20 protein-coding genes are annotated in these 21757 nt (G+C 45.5%); 12 read left to right on the top strand and 8 right to left on the bottom strand.

The features are described 5' to 3' along the window. Positions 1–21: 21 nt before the first annotated feature. Positions 22–1668, top strand: coding sequence for a pyridoxal-dependent aspartate 1-decarboxylase PanP (gene panP / locus ACFFUV_RS02690; RefSeq protein ID WP_390189487.1), 1647 nt, complete (start codon positions 22–24; stop codon positions 1666–1668). A 284-nt stretch (positions 1669–1952) separates the two neighbouring features. Continuing rightward, positions 1953–2807, top strand: a complete 855-nt coding sequence (locus ACFFUV_RS02685; RefSeq protein ID WP_390189486.1) for a MurR/RpiR family transcriptional regulator — start codon at positions 1953–1955, stop codon at positions 2805–2807. A 41-nt stretch (positions 2808–2848) separates the two neighbouring features. Here the strand turns inward: ACFFUV_RS02685 and ACFFUV_RS02680 are convergent, their stop codons facing one another. Continuing rightward, a complete protein-coding gene (locus ACFFUV_RS02680; protein ID WP_390189484.1) occupies positions 2849–4081 on the bottom strand; it encodes an iron-containing alcohol dehydrogenase in 1233 nt (410 codons plus the stop codon). Positions 4082–4348: 267 nt separating this feature from the next. On the opposite strand from ACFFUV_RS02680, the gene ACFFUV_RS02675 reads away from it, so the two are divergent. Further along, positions 4349–4612 carry a GrxA family glutaredoxin gene (locus ACFFUV_RS02675; RefSeq protein ID WP_390189483.1) on the top strand — a complete coding sequence of 88 codons (264 nt, stop codon included), beginning with the start codon at positions 4349–4351 and terminating at the stop codon, positions 4610–4612. A 163-nt stretch (positions 4613–4775) separates the two neighbouring features. Next, the gene (locus tag ACFFUV_RS02670; protein ID WP_390189482.1) at positions 4776–6458 is read left to right on the top strand and encodes an aspartate:alanine antiporter; all 1683 of its coding nucleotides are present in this window, start codon (positions 4776–4778) and stop codon (positions 6456–6458) included. 72 nt (positions 6459–6530) lie between these two features. Here ACFFUV_RS02670 and fabV read toward each other — a convergent pair whose 3' ends face one another. From fabV to psrA, 3 genes are all read right to left on the bottom strand, one after another. Continuing rightward, entirely contained in the window at positions 6531–7733 is a 1203-nt protein-coding gene (gene fabV, locus ACFFUV_RS02665; protein WP_390189480.1) for an enoyl-ACP reductase FabV, read from the bottom strand. Positions 7734–7906: 173 nt separating this feature from the next. After that, the gene (locus tag ACFFUV_RS02660; protein ID WP_390189479.1) at positions 7907–10192 is read right to left on the bottom strand and encodes an acyl-CoA dehydrogenase; all 2286 of its coding nucleotides are present in this window, start codon (positions 10190–10192) and stop codon (positions 7907–7909) included. A 57-nt stretch (positions 10193–10249) separates the two neighbouring features. Continuing rightward, entirely contained in the window at positions 10250–10876 is a 627-nt protein-coding gene (gene psrA / locus ACFFUV_RS02655) for a TetR family transcriptional repressor PsrA (protein WP_390189478.1), read from the bottom strand. Between the two features lie 429 nt (positions 10877–11305). On the opposite strand from psrA, the gene ACFFUV_RS02650 reads away from it, so the two are divergent. From ACFFUV_RS02650 to ACFFUV_RS02615, 8 genes are all read left to right on the top strand, one after another. Continuing rightward, positions 11306–12190 (top strand): pyridoxal-phosphate dependent enzyme, encoded by an 885-nt coding sequence (locus ACFFUV_RS02650; protein ID WP_390189477.1) that lies wholly within the window; start codon positions 11306–11308, stop codon positions 12188–12190. 23 nt (positions 12191–12213) lie between these two features. Beyond that, the gene (locus ACFFUV_RS02645) at positions 12214–12486 is read left to right on the top strand and encodes a DUF1496 domain-containing protein (RefSeq protein ID WP_390189476.1); all 273 of its coding nucleotides are present in this window, start codon (positions 12214–12216) and stop codon (positions 12484–12486) included. Between the two features lie 220 nt (positions 12487–12706). Further along, the gene (locus ACFFUV_RS02640) at positions 12707–13432 is read left to right on the top strand and encodes a DUF3581 domain-containing protein (protein WP_390189475.1); all 726 of its coding nucleotides are present in this window, start codon (positions 12707–12709) and stop codon (positions 13430–13432) included. A gap of 289 nt (positions 13433–13721) precedes the next feature. Beyond that, positions 13722–14711, top strand: coding sequence for a TRAP transporter substrate-binding protein (locus ACFFUV_RS02635; protein WP_390189474.1), 990 nt, complete (start codon positions 13722–13724; stop codon positions 14709–14711). A gap of 48 nt (positions 14712–14759) precedes the next feature. Further along, positions 14760–15278 carry a TRAP transporter small permease gene (locus ACFFUV_RS02630; protein WP_390189473.1) on the top strand — a complete coding sequence of 173 codons (519 nt, stop codon included), beginning with the start codon at positions 14760–14762 and terminating at the stop codon, positions 15276–15278. After that, positions 15271–16578, top strand: coding sequence for a TRAP transporter large permease (locus ACFFUV_RS02625; RefSeq protein WP_390189472.1), 1308 nt, complete (start codon positions 15271–15273; stop codon positions 16576–16578). Before ACFFUV_RS02630 ends, ACFFUV_RS02625 begins: the two co-directional genes overlap by 8 nt. A gap of 19 nt (positions 16579–16597) precedes the next feature. Next, a complete protein-coding gene (gene bglB / locus ACFFUV_RS02620) occupies positions 16598–17740 on the top strand; it encodes a beta-galactosidase BglB (RefSeq protein WP_390189471.1) in 1143 nt (380 codons plus the stop codon). 287 nt (positions 17741–18027) lie between these two features. Continuing rightward, positions 18028–18840 (top strand): helix-turn-helix domain-containing protein, encoded by an 813-nt coding sequence (locus ACFFUV_RS02615; RefSeq protein ID WP_390189470.1) that lies wholly within the window; start codon positions 18028–18030, stop codon positions 18838–18840. A gap of 38 nt (positions 18841–18878) precedes the next feature. Here ACFFUV_RS02615 and ACFFUV_RS02610 read toward each other — a convergent pair whose 3' ends face one another. From ACFFUV_RS02610 to ACFFUV_RS02595, 4 genes are all read right to left on the bottom strand, one after another. Continuing rightward, a complete protein-coding gene (locus ACFFUV_RS02610) occupies positions 18879–19631 on the bottom strand; it encodes an SDR family oxidoreductase (protein ID WP_390189469.1) in 753 nt (250 codons plus the stop codon). An 8-nt stretch (positions 19632–19639) separates the two neighbouring features. After that, positions 19640–20491, bottom strand: a complete 852-nt coding sequence (locus ACFFUV_RS02605) for a DMT family transporter (protein WP_390189468.1) — start codon at positions 20489–20491, stop codon at positions 19640–19642. Between the two features lie 105 nt (positions 20492–20596). Beyond that, positions 20597–21262 carry a glutathione binding-like protein gene (locus tag ACFFUV_RS02600; RefSeq protein WP_390189467.1) on the bottom strand — a complete coding sequence of 222 codons (666 nt, stop codon included), beginning with the start codon at positions 21260–21262 and terminating at the stop codon, positions 20597–20599. Between the two features lie 43 nt (positions 21263–21305). After that, complete coding sequence (locus ACFFUV_RS02595; protein WP_390189465.1) at positions 21306–21542, bottom strand: DUF2789 domain-containing protein; 237 nt, start codon at positions 21540–21542, stop codon at positions 21306–21308. Positions 21543–21757: the final 215 nt, after the last annotated feature.

Here is a 21757-nt window from a genome sequence, read left to right as displayed (position 1 = left end):
TATATTGAGTCACAATCGAGTATGGACACTGAACAAAAAACGGTTGATGTCAGTTTCGAAAATTTGCTGCGAATCTTCACTGTTCCTGAAGGTCCTGATTCCACCCTTACCAAGATTGAAGAAGAACTTTCGCGTAACCTAAATCAATTTTTACGCGAACACATTGTTGCAGAAGAAAAACCGCTTAAAGAGATAGAAAAAGACTTCTCGAATCCAACCATTCCCGAGCAACCGAGCTTTGTCTCCGACCATACTCAGCACTTACTCGATACGTTAGTGTCTCACTCGGTGCATACTTCGGCACCGAGTTTTATTGGACATATGACGTCTGCGCTCCCCTATTTTCTGATGCCGCTGTCCAAAATCATGATCGCACTCAATCAGAACCTAGTAAAAATCGAGACGTCAAAAGCCTTTACGCCTTTAGAACGTCAGGTTCTTGGCATGCTTCATCGGCTCGTTTATCAGCAAAATGACACCTTCTATACACAATGGATGCACAGCGCTGAACACTCACTTGGCGCCTTTTGCTCGGGTGGAACCATCGCCAATATTACCGCGTTATGGGTTGCTCGCAATAATGCATTAAAAGCCCAAGGAGACTTTCAAGGTGTTGAAAAAGAGGGGCTATTCAAGGCCATGAAACACTATGGCTATAACGGAATGGCCGTTCTTGTTTCCAAACGTGGTCATTACTCATTAAAAAAAGCCGCCGATGTGCTTGGGCTTGGCCAAGATGAACTGATTGCAATAGATACCGATGATGCGAACCGACTTTGCCCAAGTGCTTTGGCTAAGCAACTCAAGCAGTTACAACAGCAAAACATCAAAGTTATCGCAGTGATCGGCGTCGCAGGCACGACCGAGACCGGCAATATCGATCCACTCGATGAGATAGCCGAGCTATGCCAGCAATATCAGTGTCATTTTCACGTTGATGCCGCTTGGGGCGGTGCAACGCTGATGTCAAATCGTTATCGAACCTTACTCAAGGGGATCGAGCGCGCCGACTCAGTGACCATCGATGCCCACAAGCAGCTGTACATTCCTATGGGGGCAGGAATGGTGCTGTTTAAAAACCCAGACTCGATGCGCTCGGTAGAGCATCATGCGCAATATATATTGCGTAAGGGCTCAAAAGACTTGGGTAGTCACACTTTAGAAGGCTCACGCTCAGGTATGGCAATGTTAGTGTACGCGGCGATGAATATTATCAGTCGTCCTGGCTATGAGCTTTTGATAAATCAAAGCATTGAGAAAGCGCAATATTTCGCCAAGCTTATCACCCATCAGCCCGACTTTGAGTTAATTTCAGCCCCTGAGCTCTGTCTGCTGACTTACCGTTATGTTCCAGAGAAAACTCGCAAAGCGCTAAAAGTTGCGTCTGGAAAACCGCTCGCTGAACTCAATGATAAGCTCAATGAACTCACCCAGTTTATTCAAAAGACGCAGCGCGAAACCGGCCGCTCTTTTGTGTCACGAACTCAACTCAACCCGCAACATTTGGAGCAACGGGACACCATTGTATTTCGCGTTGTACTTGCCAATCCCCTGACACAAAACGAGATATTACAAGCGGTGCTTGAAGAACAGCGAGAAATCGCAGCAAAAGCGCCAAATCTCAATAAACAACTCATGAGTCTCACCAACGAACTATTGAAAAAATGAAAATTTCTTTCGGTTTCATGTAATTTCTATATCATAGCCAAACCGAAATACGTACATTTGCAGCAAAACTATGCAGATTTTGTAGTTTAGACAAAATTTAGTTTGAGGCTGGTCATATTCTGATTAATTGAGATGTACAAAAATTACTGTAAACCTTTAGGTTAGGTTTATACTGGTCGCATGGCGTTGGTTAGAATTTACCATTTAGGAAATCACTCTTTTTCCTACCCCCTACACTTGGATGGTATAACCAATAAGTTGTTCTCCATACCCTCGTGAACACTATGAATACATTAGAAAAAATACAAAAAAATCTGGAGAACTTTAGCAAATCCGAACGGAAAGTCGCTGAAGTTATAATGGCTACCCCACAAACTGCCATTCATTCCAGCATTGCTACACTGGCTAAGATGGCTGACGTAAGTGAGCCTACGGTCAACCGTTTCTGCCGACGTTTAGATACCAAAGGGTTTCCTGATTTTAAGCTGCACTTAGCACAGAGCTTAGCCAATGGAACACCTTACGTTAACCGTAATGTCGAAGAAGACGATGGCCCTGACGCGTACACCCATAAGATTTTCGAATCGACTATGGCGTGCTTGGATGTGGCCAAAAACAGCCTAGATCCAATGCAAGTAAACCGTGCCGTCGATCTGCTTACTCAAGCCAAACGGATTTCGTTTTTCGGTTTGGGTGCATCGTCTGCGGTTGCCAAAGATGCACAAAACAAGTTTATTCGATTCAATATTCCGATTACTTGCTTTGAAGACATTGTCATGCAACGCATGAGCTGTATTAATTGTACCGATAACGATGTTATCGTATTAATTTCACATACAGGTCGAACCAAAAGCCAAGTCGAGATTGCTAATCTAGCAAAAGAAAATGGTGCAACGGTAATTGCGATTACTGCGAAAGACTCACCACTGGATAAAGCCAGTTCGCTGTCAATTTCATTGGATGTGCCCGAAGACACCGACGTCTACATGCCAATGGCAAGTCGTGTCGTGCAAATGACCGTCATCGATGTCCTTGCGACAGGCTTCACTTTACGACGTGGTACTGGTTTTAGAGAGAATTTACGCCGAGTCAAAGATGCCTTAAAAGACTCGCGCTACGATAAGCTTTCACACTTTTAAACAGTGAATATCTCATTAAAAAAGGAGCCAAATGGCTCCTTTTATCGTTCCGTCTCTCGGTCATCTAGCATGGTATAGCTCGCTTCCTCGCGTTCAACCCCTTCATACAGTGATTGATTCTCACCACAACTGCATACATGATCGAGGATAAACGTTAAACGTGCTTTGGTTAACGGCAGAGGGTTGCCTTTAATCGAGACCGATTTCATCGCCCCATCAACGACCTGCTCAAAAGACGTGCGGCAGACACCAAACTGACTCAACGCCGGGATTCTTAGTTGCTCTAAAATCATTTTAACCCAAGCAATTCCATCGCTCATATGGGCATCGTTGTGATTGGTTAGAATACGTGCCATCGTACGATAGCGTTTCAGCACCTCAAGCTTACCTTCTAATTGAGCAACCTTGATATTTTCCTCCATGACATACGGCGCTAAGCGTGCGGTGATCACGCTGTGAGGAGCGGTCATTTTGCCAGCTAAAGATGCGGCCAAACCGTGAGCGGCTCCAAGATAGGCATTGGTACTAGCCATGCCACCAAGCATAGACGCCACTGCCAAATCTTCTCGCCCTTGTGGCTCATCTCGCAAGCAACTAGGAATGATGGAACGGCTAAGACGTCTTAATCCCTCCTCGCAGATCATATCGGTTAACGGATTCGGTTGGCTACAAACATAGGCTTCCATTAGGTGAGTAAAGGCTGTCATTGCGCCGCGAGCTGACAACTCTTTAGGCATGCCATATGTCAATGTTGGATCGACAATCGCCACATCGGCCAGCATATCGCTACTGCGCAAACTGACCTTAATTCGGTCTTGGCCTGATTTGAGGACGGCTTTATGCGTCACTTCAGACCCAGTCCCTGCCGTCGTTGGAATAGCTATAAAGGGAAGTGGCTTCGACTTTAAAGGAACCTTACGACCAACAACTTCGACATAATCATATACATTACCTTTATTGGGTATCACCGCTGCTAATGCTTTTCCCATGTCCAAGGCGCTACCTCCGCCCATAGCAATCACCATATCTGGGCCAAACTTACGCGCTTCAACTGCCGCTTCTTCCACCATCGTGATATAAGGCTCACCAGACACGACCAAATGCTGATAACGAAAATGTTGGTTATGCAGATAATCACCGACGGCATTCCCCTCTTGGTTATGCTTATCGGTTACCAGCAATGCACTGTAACCGTATTGATTAATAACAGACAAAGAAGATAGCAAAGCGTCTTGACCAAAAATCACGCGTGTTGCAGTCATAAAGTCGAACATAATCCCTTCCGCCCAATAAAACTATTAATATCATCTTTCAGATTGCCTATAGAATTCAAATAGGTACTTGACCCAGTGCAAAGAACCAAAGATTAAACAAACTGAACACCTGTTTTACTGCCAATTTAAAAGATAACGCACAATCTGTAGACAAATCAGATAAAATTTATTCAATAAGTTTTACCTATTAAAACAACAGCTATTTGCTTCTTTATTTTCCAAACCAGTTAAGGCATAGTGCTTGTTAACAAATTAGAGGAGAAAGCTATGTTCGTTGTTATTTTTGGTCGCCCTGCTTGCCCTTTCTGTGTTCGCGCTAAAGAACACGCAGAAACTCTCAAAGCGAAACGTGATGACTTCAACTATCGTTACGTAGATATTCACGCTGAAGGCATTTCAAAAGCTGACCTAGAAAAAACCGTCGGTAAGCCAGTTGAAACTGTGCCACAAATTTTTATCGACCAACAACACATCGGCGGATGTGATGATTTTGAAGCATACGCAAAAGAAAACCTTGGTCTGTTCGATTAAATTGAACCGAGTTAAAAAAAGCCGCTCTTTGAGCGGCTTTTTTGTTTTATTTATTAAATAAATTAACGCGAAAAATATAAAATATTTTACTTATATTTTTATCTCTTTCAGCTACAATTCCCTACACAAACCTTACCTCTTTGGCATAAAAAACTTATTAGCCGTGAATATAGACGTCGTACTTTTGCTAGAACAAAACCCTATCCTACTCATCTTTGTCGTCTTGGCGATCGGTTTAGCGATTGGCAAGATACGCTTTGGCAATTTTCAACTCGGAAATTCAATTGGCGTACTCCTGACATCACTGGTGATGGGTCACCTTGGCTTCACTTTCAATGCGGATGCCTTAACAATAGGCTTTATGCTGTTTATTTACTGTGTCGGAATCGAAGCGGGCCCTAACTTTTTTGGCATTTTTTTTCGAGACGGCAAGCACTATTTCTTACTGAGTATGATTGTGCTAAGCAGCGCACTCTGCATCACTTATTTTTGTAGTCACTACATGCACCTCGACTTTGGCCTTTCAGCGGGTATGATGGCAGGCGCACTCACCGCCACTCCCGTGTTGGTTGGGGCACAAGATGCGCTCAATTCAGGCCTAGCAAATATTCCACGCAATATGGAATTTAGTGTTGTGCTTGAAAACTTGTCTGTGGGTTATGCTATGGCATATTTGGTGGGATTAATCAGTATGATCATGTTCGCCAAACTTTTACCAAAATTGCAAAAGCAAGACCTTTCTGATTCCGCGCAGCAAATCGCTCGAGAGCGTGGTCTTGGCAGTTCAGGGCAACGTAAAGTGTACCTACCGATCATTCGCGCCTATCGTGTCGGCCCAGAATTGATTGAGTGGATTGATGGACGCAATCTTCGCGAACTGGGCCTTTACAACCAAACTGGCTGTTATATCGAGCGAGTACGCCGTCACGGCATCCTTGCCCACCCAGATGGCGATGCGATTTTGCAAGAAGGCGATGAAATTGCCTTAGTCGGTTTTCCGGATAGTCATGCTCGACTTGACTCTAGCTTCCGTAATGGCAAAGAGGTCTTTGACCGTAACTTGCTTGATTTACGCATTGCCGAAGAGGAAATCGTGGTAAAAAGCGATTCCATTGCTGGTAAGCGACTTTCGGATCTCAACCTTTCTGAATACGGCTGTTTCTTAAACCGCGTGGTGCGCGCACAGATAGAAATGCCGATGGATCTCGACATTGTCTTAGCCAAAGGAGACGTGTTGCAGGTCAGTGGTGAAAAGAGCCGGGTTCATGGTCTTGCCGAAAAAATCGGTTTTATCTCAATTCACAGCCAAATGGCCGACCTTCTCGCCTTCTGTAGTTTCTTTATCCTCGGCATCTTATTTGGCTTAGTCACCATGACATTCGGGCAAGTTTCGTTTGGACTTGGCAATGCCGTCGGCTTGCTATTATCAGGGATTACACTCGGCTTTTTGCGGGCCAATCACCCGACCTTTGGCTACGTGCCGCAAGGGGCACTCAATATGGTCAAAGATCTGGGTTTAATGTTCTTTATGGTAGGTATAGGGCTCAGCGCTGGCGGCAAAATGTTTGACCATCTGGCTCAGGTTGGCCCTCAGGTTATTGGGTTAGCGTTTTTGGTGAGTGTCGTACCCGTGGTTATTGCATATCTGGTTGGAGCCTATCTGTTCAAAATGAACCGCGCTTTATTGTTTGGTGCAATCATTGGTGCACGTACCTGCGCGCCAGCTATGGATGTCGTCAATGATTACGCTAAATCGGCGATTCCAGCGCTTGGTTATGCAGGAACCTATGCCATCGCCAATATATTGATGACGCTCGCCGGTACCGTATTGATTATTTTAAGTTAACCAGACTTATACGCGACCACTGCAACAAAAAAGGCGCTCAATGAGCGCCTTTGATTTTATTACGATATTCAATTAGATATTGATAAAGTTGGTTTCCACTGCAGGATTAACATCGGCGTCGTAATCCACGCCATCAACACCGAAGCCAAACAACTTAAGGAATTCTTCTTTATATTCCTCATAATCAGTCAACTCTTTGAGGTTCTCAGAGGTAATTTGCGGCCATAGCTGACGACAATGCTGCTGAATATCTTCGCGAAGCTCCCAGTCGTCAAGGCGTAAGCGATTTTTATCATCCACTTCAGGGGCTGAACCATCGTCTTTATAAAGGCGTTGGCTAAACATACGGAAAATCTGCTCCATACAGCCTTCGTGTACACCCTCTTCACGCATTTTCTTGAAGACCATCGAAATATACAACGGCATTACCGGGATGGCTGAACTTGCTTGTGTCACAACAGACTTCAATACCGCAACGTTTGCACTGCCACCTTGAGCAGAGAGTTTGTTGTTCAGCTCAGAAGCCGCACGATCAAGGTCCATTTTGGCACGGCCTAAGGCACCGTCCCAGTAGATAGGCCAAGTTAGCTCGGTACCGATGTAGCTGTATGCTACGGTTTTACAACCGTCAGCCAACACACCCGCTTCAGATAACGCATTGATCCAAAGTTCCCAATCTTGACCACCCATGACGGTGACCGTGTCTTCGATTTCTTGCTCAGTTGCAGGCTCGATGCTCGCTTCAATAATGGTATCTTTGTTGGTATCAACCGCAGCAGATGTATATGTCTCGCCAATCGGTTTGAGAGAAGAACGAATCAACTCACCCGTTTCTGGAAGCTTACGAACTGGAGAGGCCAGTGAGTAAACCACCATATCAATCTGACCAAGATCTTGTTTGATCAGCTCAATAACTTTTTCTTTGGCTTCATTTGAGAAAGCATCACCATTAACGCTTTTCGCGTATAGGCCTTCTTCATGTGCCAATTTTTCAAAAGCAGCTGCATTGTAAAAACCAGCTGTGCCTGGTTTTTTCTCTGTGCCTTCTTTTTCAAAAAAGACACCAATGGTTGAAGCGCCACCACCAAATGCTGCTGCGATACGGGAAGAAAGTCCGTAACCACTTGACGAGCCCACAACAAGTACGCGTTTTGGTGCGTTCTTAATTGGACCTTGTGCTTTTGTATAAGCAATTTGTTCTTTTACGTTAGCTTCACACCCAACTGGATGTGTTGTGGTACAGATAAATCCACGAATTCTAGGTTTGATGATCATATTCAACTTCCTTTAAAAAACCTTGCTAGGATAAAAGTTTCATCTTTAAATCTCACCAAATTTCTCAAAAAATAAGGTCAATTATCCAGTGGTTGGATCTGTTTCAGTGTAAAACCCCTAAAAATAGGAAGGCACCTCACAGAGGTGCCTTGATAGCTTAGTTCATAAAACACTCAAGCGACATTATTCAACTTGGGCTTCTTTGCGGTTTGTTCCGTTCTGACCTCACTAAAGTCATGACTGAAATGATCAACCTGAATCGCTCGGTAGCGAAGCTTATCTGCGTGATTTATCTGATTCACCTCTTCTTGCGATAAAATTCCTACTTCTAAGGCTTGCGCTAAGCGTTCTTGTAATGGTCCTTTACGTGCGACTTTCCCTTCTTTTGCCGCGCGAGCAAGTTTACGCTCTAACGGTTTAACCCCATACATCGCAATAAAGGCCTGTTCCATTAAACCAACGCTATCATCCGCTTGCTGACCGATGTAACACAGTTTGGTTAAACGGTCTCGGTGTGCGCCTGGAGTCATCAAACTTTCTGCAAGACGGACGGTTAAATCATCACTTGGTGCTCTAAAGTGATTCCCAATCGGGAAAACAACCGCCTTCATGAAACGTCCAACCGCTTTACTTGGGTAGTTTTGATAAGCTTGTTGCAGAGCGTCTGACGCTTTGTGAAGACAGTGCTGAACGGCATAATGAACGTAATCGAGGTCCTGCTGCTGACGTCCTTCTTCCTCATATTTTTTCAGCACTGCCGACGCCATGTATAGGAAGCTTAGAGCATCACCCAAACGCGCTGAAATCATTTCTTTACGCTTTAATTCCCCACCCAGCGTGAGCATGGCAAAATCCGCACTCACCGCAAGCGCTCGGCTTAAGCGCGTCAAATCTTTGTAGTAGCGTTTTGTTGGCCCACTCATGTCTGCTTTAATAAATGCAGAGCCGGTGAGCGCCGCGCTTAATGCCCCAAAGGTATTTTTTGTCGCATGTTTAATGTGTTTAAACAGTAACGTATCAAATTCTTTCGCCCCTTGCTGCTCATCGGGGTTTGCAGCAGCATCCATCTCTTTGAGAACATAAGGGTGGCAGCGTGTGGCACCTTGGCCAAAGATCATCAGGTTACGCGTTAGAATATTAGCCCCTTCCACGGTAATCGCAACGGGAATACCCAAGTAGTGCGTGGCTAAATAATTCATTGGTCCATCTTGAATTGCTCGCCCGGAATGGATATCCATTGAATCATTTAAAAGGCCCCGCGCAATTTCCGTCATATGGTATTTAGCAATCGCGGTAACGATACCAGGCTTTTCTTTCATATCTAAAGCGGTCGTGGTCATGGTACGAGTGGCTTCGAGTAGATACGTCATGCCCCCAATACGACCCAATGCTTCAGCGACGCCTTCAAATTTGCCAATCGACATACCAAATTGTTTACGAACATAGGCGTAAGCGCCGGTTGTTCTTGCGGTCAAGTGTCCAATCGCCGTCCCTAATGCAGGCAGTGAAATTCCGCGCCCAGCCGATAAACACTCCACCAGCATACGCCAACCTTTGCCCGCATAATCTGCGCCGCCAATCAGCCAATCCATTGGAATAAATACATCTTGTCCGCGTGTCGGCCCGTTCATGAATGCTAATCCAAGAGGATCGTGACGTTCACCAATCTCCACCCCAGAATGTGAAGCCGGAATTAACGCACAAGTAATGCCAAGATCGCGCTTATCACCAAGCAGCCCTTCTGGATCAGACATCTTAAATGCCAACCCAAGTACCGTGGCTACCGGCGCGAGCGTGATATAGCGCTTGTTCCAATTTAAACGAACGCCCAGCACTTCTTTACCTTCGTGGGTGCCATAACAGACAACACCTTGGTCAGGAATCCCACCCGCATCCGACCCCGCTTCTGGGCCAGTTAACGCGAAACAGGGGATGTCGGTACCATCAGCCAAACGCGGTAGCCAATAATCTTTTTGCTCTTGAGTACCGTAGTGCGTGAGCAACTCACCCGGGCCGAGTGAGTTAGGCACCATGACGGTCACGGCAGTACTGATGCTTCGCGTCGCAATCCGCGACACAATGGTTGAGTTCGCCAGCGAAGAAAATGCACGCCCTCCATACTCTTTCGAAATAATCAGAGAGAAAAAGCGTTCTTTGCGAAGGTAATCCCACACTTCTTTCGGTAAATCTCGGTCTTGCTTAATGATTTTATGGTCATCAAGCATTTCGAGTAGCGTTTCTAGCTGATTATCGATAAACGCTTGTTCTTCATCACTGAGCGTCGGTTTCGGATAGTGATGCAGCTTTTGAAAGTCAGGTGAACCTGAAAATAATTCACCATCCCACCAAACACTGCCCGCTTCCATGGCCTCTTTTTCGGTGTCTGAAAGAGGAGGCAGCACTTTCTTAAACAATTTAAATGCTGGGTCGCTGACCCATTTTCTTCGTAGAGAGCTCATGTTCCGATCCTTTTGTTCACGTTTTGGTATCACGTTGTATTGTTATTATGTTTTGTCTTATTCAGCGCCAACGCCCGCAGCTAAATAGATGATTAAATGGTCGACAACCGCTTTAATATCGACTTCATGCCCAAAGTTACTTTGTGCAATTTCCGATAACGCTTGGCTTGACGCCATGGTGAAAACGCAAGTTCCTAAAGTAAAATGTAAACGCCAAAACAGCGTTTCTGGATCCAACTTAGGATTCGCCTTCAGCACACTGTCAGTAAACAGCGTCAGCGTTTGTTGATAACGAGTCGTAATAAACCAGCGTAAATGGCCCTGCACATCGGTGTACCCACGTCCAATCAAAGACATAAAGCGACTTGTTCCGTTCGGCCTAACATTATTTAACGAGCGTAGCGGTTCACGTAACGACTCAAATACGTCCGCCATGCTGTAGTTTTTGTTTAGATTAAGTGTAATCAAAGCATCTTGGAGCGCGGGCATAAACGCTTCGAGGTAACGGTTAAGCACGGCTCTCACCAAGGTTTTCTTGTCCCCAAAGTGATAATTGACTGATGCTAAGTTCACCCCTGCTTTACTTGTAATCACCCGTAGAGAGGTATCGTTAAAGCCATGCTCAGCAAACAGCCCTTCCGCAACATCCAGTATTCTGTCTTTGGTGGTGTTTTTAATTGCCATTCCAATCACCCAAATCAAACGCTTGTTTGAAATATACAATCGACACATTTAATTAACAAGCAATTAACATCACAAAATCAAACATTGGTCAGACCAGAATAAAATGCGTCGAATAGCGGGCTTCAAAGTGGAATAGCAAATTTTTTTGAATTTTTTTTGGCGCCATAGGGAACTGTTTGCTTTTCCCTCGGTCTGAATTTGTGTAGTCGGCAGAGCATTGAGAGTTTAGAGGCCGTCATATCCTTAATTCCCAACGTGACTACTTGTTTATTTGCGCTGCTTTTTTCTTAATTAACTCCTATGTTTGTATATGCCCGAACTGTTATTCGGGCTTTTTTTTGTCTTTTTATCCCCTCAAATCATCTCATCACTGATCCTCAGCGAGAAATTCATTACTATGTCGCTATAAGGTTCCTAACAGTTCATACGATGAAACTCGCACAAAGCCCAATGACCTATCATCAATTTGGTGATATTCACTTTGCCCTGAAAAGAGATGATCAGTTGCATCCCCAATTTAGTGGTAATAAAGCTCGCAAATTGGCTTGGTTACTTGATACCACCCTACCATCTGACATCACAACACTGATTGGTTACGGCAGTGTCCAAGCCAATTCGTTGTACTCACTTGCCGCGCTGGCAAAGCTCAAAGGTTGGCAACTGGAATACTACGTGGCGCGCATCCCACAATGGTTAACAGCGTCTCCAACCGGTAACTACCGCGCTGCGCTCGCGCTTGGCGCTCGGATCATCGTGACCGAGACTCAGCCAGCTGAATATATTGAGAATGTACGTCGCCCAGACCAGCAGTGTTTATGTGTCCCTGAAGGCGGACGATCTCAGTGGGCACAATATGGCGTAGAGCAGTTAGCTCGCGAGTTATTAACCCAAATAAGCCCAAGCGTTCGCCAGAACACCATTGTTGCTCTGCCCTCTGGTACCGGGACAACGGCTCTGTATTTGCACAAAGCGCTCGCTTCCCACGATATCCAAGTTGTGACCTGCCCATGCGTCGGCGGTGAAGCGTATTTGGTGAAACAATTTCAATCGCTTGGCGAAAAATCACATCCTCACATTCTAACGCTGGATAATAAACACCACTTCGGTAAGCTCGATAAACAAGATTATAAAATATGGCAATCGCTCTTCACCGCCACTCAAGTCGAATTTGACCTACTGTATGATCCCATGATGTGGCGCTGCTTGATGGATTGGCTACCAAACCAATCGCGGACGTCATTAGTCTATATTCATCAAGGTGGTGTACTGGGAAATGAAAGCATGCTACCTCGTTATCAACGTAAATTTGGTTAACGTTCAACAAAAAGGAATGACTTATGTTCCGTCCCCTACTGTTTGTTTTCGGTTTGATGTCCTTTTCGAGTACTGCCCAAGTCGCGCATACCGCACCGGCGCCGATTGTCAGCTTAGATACAGGGAAAATAGCCGAACGAGTCTGCTACTACCAAGACCAAGCCTATTCATTTGGCGCCATTATTCAGGTCGGTGTTTACTACATGGAATGCAAAGCAGCCAATGATTTCGAAACTAACGGCTCACTCAAATGGCAACGCATCAATAAAAAGCCGCAGCAGAAATCATCTCAGTAATTACTACGAGTCTGAGCATGGAACAAGAAGACTCAATTAATCTCACATTTATGACAGAAACTCATATCAAACCCTTATAGACTCAGGGTTTGATATCGAAAATTTGCGCTGAAGGTCACGACGAAACTCAACGAAAGTTGAGATTTTCCATCTGGATAGACCATTAAACAGCAAAAGTTTGTATATACTGCTTTGCAGTTTTGGTTACTTAGTGTCAATTATGTTTCTATCACCTTATTTTTCATGTTCAGATCAGCAATTCCAGTTCACTCGCGAGCAAGCCAGCCATTTTGCTAAAAAAGTCGCGGGAGATTTCAACCCTATTCACGATGAAGACAGCAAACGTTTTTGCGTTCCTGGTGATCTTTTGTTCGCTGTATTGCTCAAACAGCAAGGCATCAGCCAAAAAATGCGCTTCGAATTTGCGGGAATGGTGGGCGATGGTATTGCTCTTAATATCGAGCAGCAGTGTAAGAAACAAGCCGCTGTCATTGATGAAAATGGCAAAGAATACTTGCGCATGACTCGCGAAGGCTCAGTCAGCCATGATGCTGAATTTATCGAGCACGTTGTCACCAACTATGTGCAATTTTCCGGCATGAACTTCCCGCATATTATGGTGCCATTGATGGAGCAGCAGCAGGTCATGATCAACTGCCAACGTCCACTGGTCATTTATGAGAGCATGGAAGTCGAATTCAGCCGCTTGGATTTGCACAAACCAGAAGTGACATTTACTGACGCGACATTTGATGTCGAAGGTAAACGCGGTATCGTCACGATGAACTTCGCCTTCAAAGAAGGGGAAGAAACCGTAGGTACAGGCTGTAAACGTATGGTCGCCACCGGCCTTAAGCCTTATGAACAAGCGGCCGTCGACGATTTAGTGGACCGATTCAATCAACGTAAAGCAGAGTTTTTAGCAAAGTTTAAAGCGGCGGCATAATTCACGCTTTTTCAAAAAACATTCCCCCACATTATTAAGCCAAGTGTCGACCTGATACTTGGCTTTTCTTTTGCGCAGAAAACCCTCTCGCGATATACGGATTTTTTAGATTTGTGATGCCCATCTTTTGGGCGGGCGAAAAACGTCAGCTTTGATATTTGACTGGCGGATTTTCAAAGGTGGCCAAATGTTCAAGCTGACAACATAGCGTGTAGAACATGAAGCGCATTACGATGCGATTAGCCAAACATAAATCAAAAATAACCCCTATATCCTTAATGGAGGACTTATGTCGACACTCCGTACCCCATTGAAGTTACTACTTACTTCAATGTTAATTCTGCCAACCCTCTCAGTTGCCCATGCACAAACCGTCCTTAAGTTAGCGTACGCTGAAAATAGTCAGCCCGTAAAAGATGCATTGAAGTACATTGGTGACGCTGTTGAACAAAAAACCAATGGCGAAGTCAGAATACAGTATTTTCCAGACAGCCAATTAGGTGGCGAAAGAGAATTGGTCGAAATGGCCCAAGTCGGCGCCATTGATATCACTAAAGTCTCCTCTGGATTACTGGAAAGCTTTTCTCCGCTGTACGGCGTTTTCTCGCTTCCCTATTTATTTGACTCAGAAGAAAACTACTATCAGGTGATGGATAACCCCGACATCATGAATCCGGTTTATCAATCAACTGCAGCGCAAGGCTTTACTGGGGTCGCATGGTATGACTCGGGGGCACGTAACTTCTATATGGCAAAAGGCCCTGTAGAGAAGCTCAGTGACCTCAAGGGCAAAAAAATTCGTGTCATGCAAAGTGAAACGGCGATTGAAACCATGAAATTGCTTGGCGCTTCTCCAATTGCCATGAGCCAAGCTGAGGTCTATACCTCACTCCAACAAGGCATTCTTGATGGTGCAGAAAATAACGAATTCGTACTGACTATCGCTCGCCACGGTGAAGTCGCTAAATATTACTCTTACGACATGCATACTCGAATTCCCGATATCGTCGTCATGAGCAACCTGACCAAAAACAAACTCACCCCAGATCAATACCGCGCATTAACCGAGGCCATCGACGAATCCGTCGATATTGAAAAACAAGCGTGGAAAGTCGAAATGGAGAAAACACGAAAGCTGGCCAAAGAACAATTTGGCGTTAAGTTTTACAACATTGATCAAACGCCGTTCAAACAAGCCGTTCAGCCAATTTATGACAAGCTAGAGAACAAACCGGAAGTGTTCTCCTTGTATAAAAAAATCGCGGCAGTCAGTCAATAATCGTGTTGGGCGCTCTGCTGTCTGCGCCCATTTATTTCCGAGGTCGTCATGAATAAATTACGTTGGTGGCTCGACAAAAGCATTGAGATATTTGCCTGTGTCTTGTCTACATTGATGGTCGGTGTCGCCTGTTGGCAAGTCATAAGCCGCTATCTTTTTAACTCTCCGAGCACATTTTCAGAAGAGTTTTTACGTTTTTCTCTGGTGTGGATTTCCGTCATAGGGCTTGCGTATGTCGCAGGGAAACGAGAACACATCAGCCTGACTCTGTTTCTGGATAAATGCCCAAAACAGTTAACCGCTTATTGGAACATTGTCATTCAAGTGGTGTTCATTTTATTCGCCATCTACATCCTAATCATCGGTGGAATGAAAGTATCAAATAACGCCATGATGCAAATCTCTCCGGTACTCAAATTATCGATGGGCAAAGTCTATTACGCGTTGCCTCTCTCGGGGGGGCTTACCATCATTTACTGTGTGCTCAACATCGTTGACATGATTAAAGAGCGTCATGCAGAGCAACTCGAGCCAACGGCCGTGCTCAAGGAGGACTCTCATGGTTGATCCTATCATTGCTGCCAGCCTGCTTGTGGGTATCTTCGTTGTGTTGCTGGCGTTAGGCACACCGATTGGCTTATGCATTGTTATTGCCTCTGGCAGTACTGTGATGCTGGTGTTGCCTTTTGATATTGCGATGTTCACGACGGCGCAAAAAATGTTTTCCAGTCTGGATAGCTTTGCGTTGCTTGCCGTCCCCTTCTTTATTCTTTCTGGGGTCATAATGAACAACGGCGGCATCGCGACTCGTTTAGTCAACTTTGCCAAGCTATTTACAGGACGGGTACCAGGCTCACTGTCTTACACCAATATTGCCGGTAACATGATGTTTGGAGCGGTCTCTGGCTCAGCGATTGCCGCTTCCACGTCAATCGGCGGCGTAATGATACCAATGAGCGCCAGAGAAGGTTACAACCGTAACTTCGCCTCCGCGGTCAACATTGCCTCTGCGCCCACAGGCATGCTAATCCCACCAACCACGGCCTTTATCCTCTATGCGTTAGCCAGTGGCGGTACCTCAATCGCGGCATTATTTGCTGGCGGTTTAGTGGCCGGCAGTTTATGGGGAATCGGTTGTATGTTAGTGACTTATGTCGTCGCTAAACGCAACAATTACCGTAACTTCTTTACGTTGCAAAAAGGCGCTGCGTGGCAAGTTTTTAAGGATGCGGTACCGAGCTTACTGTTGGTGGTCATTATCGTCGGAGGGATTGTTAAAGGCATCTTCACAGCCATTGAAGCCTCAGCGGTAGCCGTGGTTTACACGGTTTTTCTCACCGTGTTTTTATACAAAACCTTAAGCTGGAAACAGCTCCCTAAGATTTTAATACAAACCTTTGTGATGACGGGCGTCATTATGTTCTTGCTGGCGACCTCTTCTGCAATGTCGTTTGCGATGTCGATGACAGGCATCCCCGGCGCATTGAGCACAATGATTCTAGGCATTTCTGAGAATCCGATGGTGATCATGTTAGTGATTACACTGTTTATGCTGATCGTTGGCGCATTTATGGATATCGGCCCTGCCATCTTGATCTTCACGCCCATACTATTGCCAATTGTGCAGAAGATTGGCGTCGATCCGGTGCATTTTGGCATTTTGATGGTTTATAACCTTGCAATCGGAACCATTACTCCTCCTGTCGGCAGTGGTTTATATGTGGGTGCAAGCGTCGGTCAAGTAAAAGTCGAGAGCTTAATTAAGCCTTTAATGCCGTTCTATATCGCCATTATCATCGTTTTAATTTGTATTACCTATCTACCTGAATTAACGCTATTTTTACCAAGACTTCTTGGTGTGATGTAACTGAATTCTGAGGATTATTATGAAAGTTTTTCCGGTTAAACACAGTGCCTTACTTCGCCGAACAGAGCGCCCACATACGCGCAGCTTGATCGTGGACAAAATTACCAGCCTCATCGATAACCTGATTAATATTCAAGATGACACTGGTGAGTTCCTGTTACACCTTGATGATGGCCGTACGATTGATACCAAAGGCTGGGCCGGTTGGGAGTGGACGCACGGGATTGGCCTTTACGGAATGTACAAATACTATCAGCAGACCAACGATCTCAACGTTTTGAATATTATCGACGAGTGGTTTGAAGACCGTTTTGCCGAGGAGCAAGCCACCAAAAACGTGAATACCGTGTGCCCGTTTTTGACGCTCGCCTATCGCTACGAAGAAACTGGAGACCAATCGCTGATCCCCTATTTGGAAACTTGGGCTGAGTATGTGATGTATCAGATGCCACGAACGCAAAGCGGCGGAATTCAACACATTGTTTACAACAGTGAGAACACTCAGCAGATGTGGGATGACACACTGATGATGAGTGTCATGCCGCTGACTAAAATTGGTTTATTGCTGAACAAACCTGAGTATGTTGAAGAAGCGAAATATCAGTTCTTAACCCATATCCAGTACTTAACTGACCGTCAAACTGGCGCTTGGTATCATGGTTGGACATTTGATGGCAACCATAACTTTGCCGATGCTCGATGGGCTCGAGGAAATAGCTGGGTTACCATCGTCATTCCAGACTTTTTAGAATTGCTCGACCTTCCAGAGCACGATGCATTTCGACGCCATCTACTGCATATTCTTAACCGTCAGGTCGAGATGCTCGCAAACTGCCAGCAACCCAACGGATTGTGGTGCACGCTGCTTGACGATCAAAGCTCTTACGTTGAAGCCTCTGCAACGGCAGGCTTTGCCTACGGCATCCTAAAAGCTGTCCGTAAACGTTATATCGATGAGCAATATGCACCATTAGCACATAAAGCAGTGGATGCGTTAGTCGAGGAATACATCAACCGCGACGGTGAATTAGTGAACGTGTCATTTGGTACTGCAATGGGCAGTGATCTTGATTATTATCGCCAGATCCCACTGACCTCAATGCCTTATGGACAAGCAATGGCGATTTTATGCCTGTCGGAGTACTTGCGTACTTATCTATAAATCACCCAGCGTCGCCAGCAAGTGTGCCTCTTGACTGTTGCTGGCGACACTCACCTAGTGTGACCTGGTCACAAAAGCGGCCCTACCCCAACAATGAAAATCCAAGCGCTTATTGAGTGGGGTTAGTTGTTCTAATTTTTGAGAGTTCAATGTCATAGCAAGCTGTACAAAATACATCCAGATCACAGAAACAGACATTAGTAATAAGTGTCTATTTTTCCATGATTTATATCACTGCTTTGTGGTCAAAATTTGTTAACTTACCTGTGAGTTTGAAATGGATAACAATGAAAATGTTTCAACTTAATAGCGATGAGTTTTTTGAACATTCTGACGCTGCCGTTTCCACTGAGGTCCGCGCTCCGCAGGAAAATTATCCTGAACACAGTCACGATTTTTATGAACTGGTGATTGTAACGAAAGGAGCGGGACAGCATGTGATTAATGATGTGCCAACAAACCTATCGCAAAATTACATCTGTTACGTTACACCGAGAGATCGCCATCTACTCGAAGAGGTCGACAACCTATATTTGACTAATGTTTTGTTTAAAAAAACAAGGTTATCTTATTCGCCGCTGCTCAAACATCTTCTGCCTAGAGACGACGAAAAAAATAACAGTTGGTTTGTCGCTTCTGAAAATATGAAACGGGTCAATCTGTTAGTGAATCAACTACAACAAGAATCACAACATAACACCCTAGAGTCTCGCTTGATGAGCGAAGCTTTGTTTCAACAACTCGTGGTGGAGATCTCTCGGGGACGTTTGACAGCCAAATCCAATAACGAACACGATAACTGTATCCTTAAAATTATTGATTGGATTCAGGCCAACTACCAACAAGATTTTCAAGTCGGCGATATTTCTGAACGCTTTTCGATTTCCTCGCGAACGCTCAGTCGTCGAATCAAACAAGTCACTAATTTATCATTTAATAACTATGTACATCGTGTGCGAATTAATAAAGCGATGGACTTGTTACATTACTCTGATTTATCGATTACTGACATCGCGTTTGAAGTCGGCTACAAAGACAGTAACTACTTCAGCACCAAGTTTAAGCGCTTTACATCCCGCACGCCGTCGGAGTTTCGTTAGGCTATAGGCCGCTACAGCGGCCCACTAACTTGGTGCGGTTACAAACCGCCTGTCGTGTCAATAAATTTGCCCGTAACAAATGAGGCATTTTCACTGGCTAACCAGAAGATGGCTTGCGCCACTTCATGCGCCTCACCACCTCGTCCGAGAGGAATCTTATGCTGAAGACGCTCCACGCGCTCTGGTTCCCCACCACTCGCATGCATCTCGGTGTAAATCAGCCCTGGACGAACACCATTAACTCGAATCCCTTCTTGCGCGACTTCTAAAGCGAGACCACGTGTCAGTGTATCCATCGCGCCTTTTGACGCCGCATAGTCGACGTATTCATTAGGCGACCCGCTCAATGCCGCTCCCGATGAAACGTTAATAATCGCGCCACCTCGCCCTCCATAACGCGTCGACATTTTTAATACCGCTTGCTTGGCACACAAAAAGCAGCTCATGGTATTGGCAAGCAACACTTGTTGAAAACGCTCGGCTGAAATCTGATCCATTCGGCTTTGTTGATGCAAAACACCCGCATTGTTGACCAGTACCGTAGGCACGCCGAATTGCTCAATCACCTTGTCAAATAGCCGTGCCACTTGCGACTCCACTGCAACATCTGCTTGAATGGCTATCGCATTGGCGCCCATCTTGCGCAGTTCTTCGACCAATGCATTGGCCGCTTGATGATTCGATAGATAATTAACCGCAACGTGATATCCGTTTTGGGCAAACAATCTTGCGGTGGCCGCGCCAATGCCTCGACCACCGCCCGTAATTAAAACAATAGGTTGCTGACTCATAAACATCCTTAATCAGGCTTACGTGTATTAAATACCAAGGCAATGCCTCCAAGTACCAACAGGCTCGCTAGGCTCAAACGCCAGTTGAGCGGCTCTTGTAACCAAATAAGCCCCCCAAATACCGACAACACAGGAACAGACAGTTGAACCACCGAGGCTTTCAGTACGCTAATAAAGGCCAGTGCTCGATACCAGATAACATACCCCATCGCCGACATCACAGCACCAGACAACAGCGCCCATATCACACCAGACGTTGATAGAGCTTTGGGCTCAACAAGCCAAGGTGATAACACCAACACAATGAGCCCTGCCCCCAAAAATCCCCAGTAGGTTGAACGCAATGGCTGCCCAGCTTTCTTTCCTACTACCGTAAATACTGCCCAGCAGATTCCAGCGACCATCATTAACAGCGCCGATATCAAGTCAGGTTGGCTTGCCGAGGGCAATAAAAGTAGACAAAAACCGCCAACGGCCAGCATGACGCCAAACCACTCACCAGCCGTTAGTCGATGGCCACTCATCCAATGGTAGGCAATCAGCACGAGTTGCACGGTGGCAAACAAAATCAATGCCCCAGTCCCCGCGGTGAGATCTAAATAGGCGTAGGAAAAACTTAATGCATAGCCAAGTAGCGGTAGCGCAAAAGGCATTAGCTTCACAAGGTGCCGAGGATTGAGCGTCATTCGCTGCGCACGACTTATATGGTAAAAAGCGCCTAAACATAGCGCACCAGATAGCAAACGAATCACGCTAAATGAACCGGCATCAATGCTACCGTCCGCAAGGGCCAAGCGATTTAAAATCGAGTTACCCGCAAACGCTAACATCGCAAGTAGAGTCAATAAATAACCTTGCATTTTCATCCTAAATCAAGCTGTTACCAAGGTATCATGACACTATTTTGTGTCGCACGAAATAAAAAGCCACCGACAACGGTGGCTTTACGTACGCAATAGTTGGTTTTACGGTAAAGACTCAAGCGCGCAAACTGTCATCGCCCGGGCAGTGGCAGGCCTAGCTAACAGTCGCTCAACCCAACGTTTGATATTGGTGTATTGATCAAGACCAAACACTGCACCGGCCTGAAAGTGCTGCTCAAGGCACACGATCCACGGCATGATGGCAAAATCGGCAATCGTGAGCTCATCACCGATGATATACACCTTGCCTTCCAAGTGTTTTTCTAAAACATTGAGTAAGTGCTGAGTCTCATCACGATAGCGAGCCTGCGCATAACTGACATCTTCATCCACGGGCACGGAATAACTGAAATGCCCATACTGCGCCAACATTGGGCCAAGCCCGCCAATTTGCCAGCACAGCCATTGCAGAGTTTGACTACGACGTATGGCATCTTGAGGTAAAAACAGCCCTGTTTTTTCAGCCAAATAAATCAAAATGGCGCCGGATTCCATGACGGCATGCGGTTGACCATGGTCGCCGACCGGGTCAACAATTGCTGGGATTTTGTTGTTCGGATTGATGCTGAGAAACTCTTCAACGAACTGGTCACCGACACATGAATCCACGGCGTGCGCGTCATACTCAAGGGCCATTTCCTCTAACGCAATAGCGACCTTTTGCCCGTTAGGTGTCGCCAGTGAGTATAGCTGCACTCTATGCGTCATAATTCACTCCTATCCTCGCCATGTTAAACGGCGGCCTAAGGGATTATTCATTTCGCAGCATGACATCCAGTTGGTCAACCAACTCTGCCCAATCTGCATCCTCAGCCAAGGATTGGCGCAAAAAGCTCGCTTGGCTGTCATTCCAAAACGAAGCTTGATGCAAAGCGCCCTGCCCGACATTACCTTTATGCTGCTCAATAAATTGCTCGATATCTTGTCGATGACCACTTAGGCCTAGTTGTTCAAACAATTCAGATAATGAGTGTTGCGTCGACTCCATACTTCCTCCTATTTTCGCGATCGATATGTTCGGTTGTCGTGGTGTCGTTTACTTTGTAACTATAGTAAAAATCAGTGATTTTCTCCGTTAAATCGCAGTTTGTTTTTGGTAATAGATTGATCAAAGCTATTATCAGCAACGCATTGAATGAAGAGAAGAATGCCTCGACACTCAATCCAATAATTGGCATGCTACTGCACCACTCATTGCTTAGG

Source organism: Vibrio olivae (assembly GCF_042428525.1).
Lineage (GTDB): Bacteria > Pseudomonadota > Gammaproteobacteria > Enterobacterales > Vibrionaceae > Vibrio > Vibrio olivae.
The sequence above is the reverse complement of the archived record's forward strand: the minus strand, read 5'-3'. Positions and strand labels throughout refer to the sequence as shown.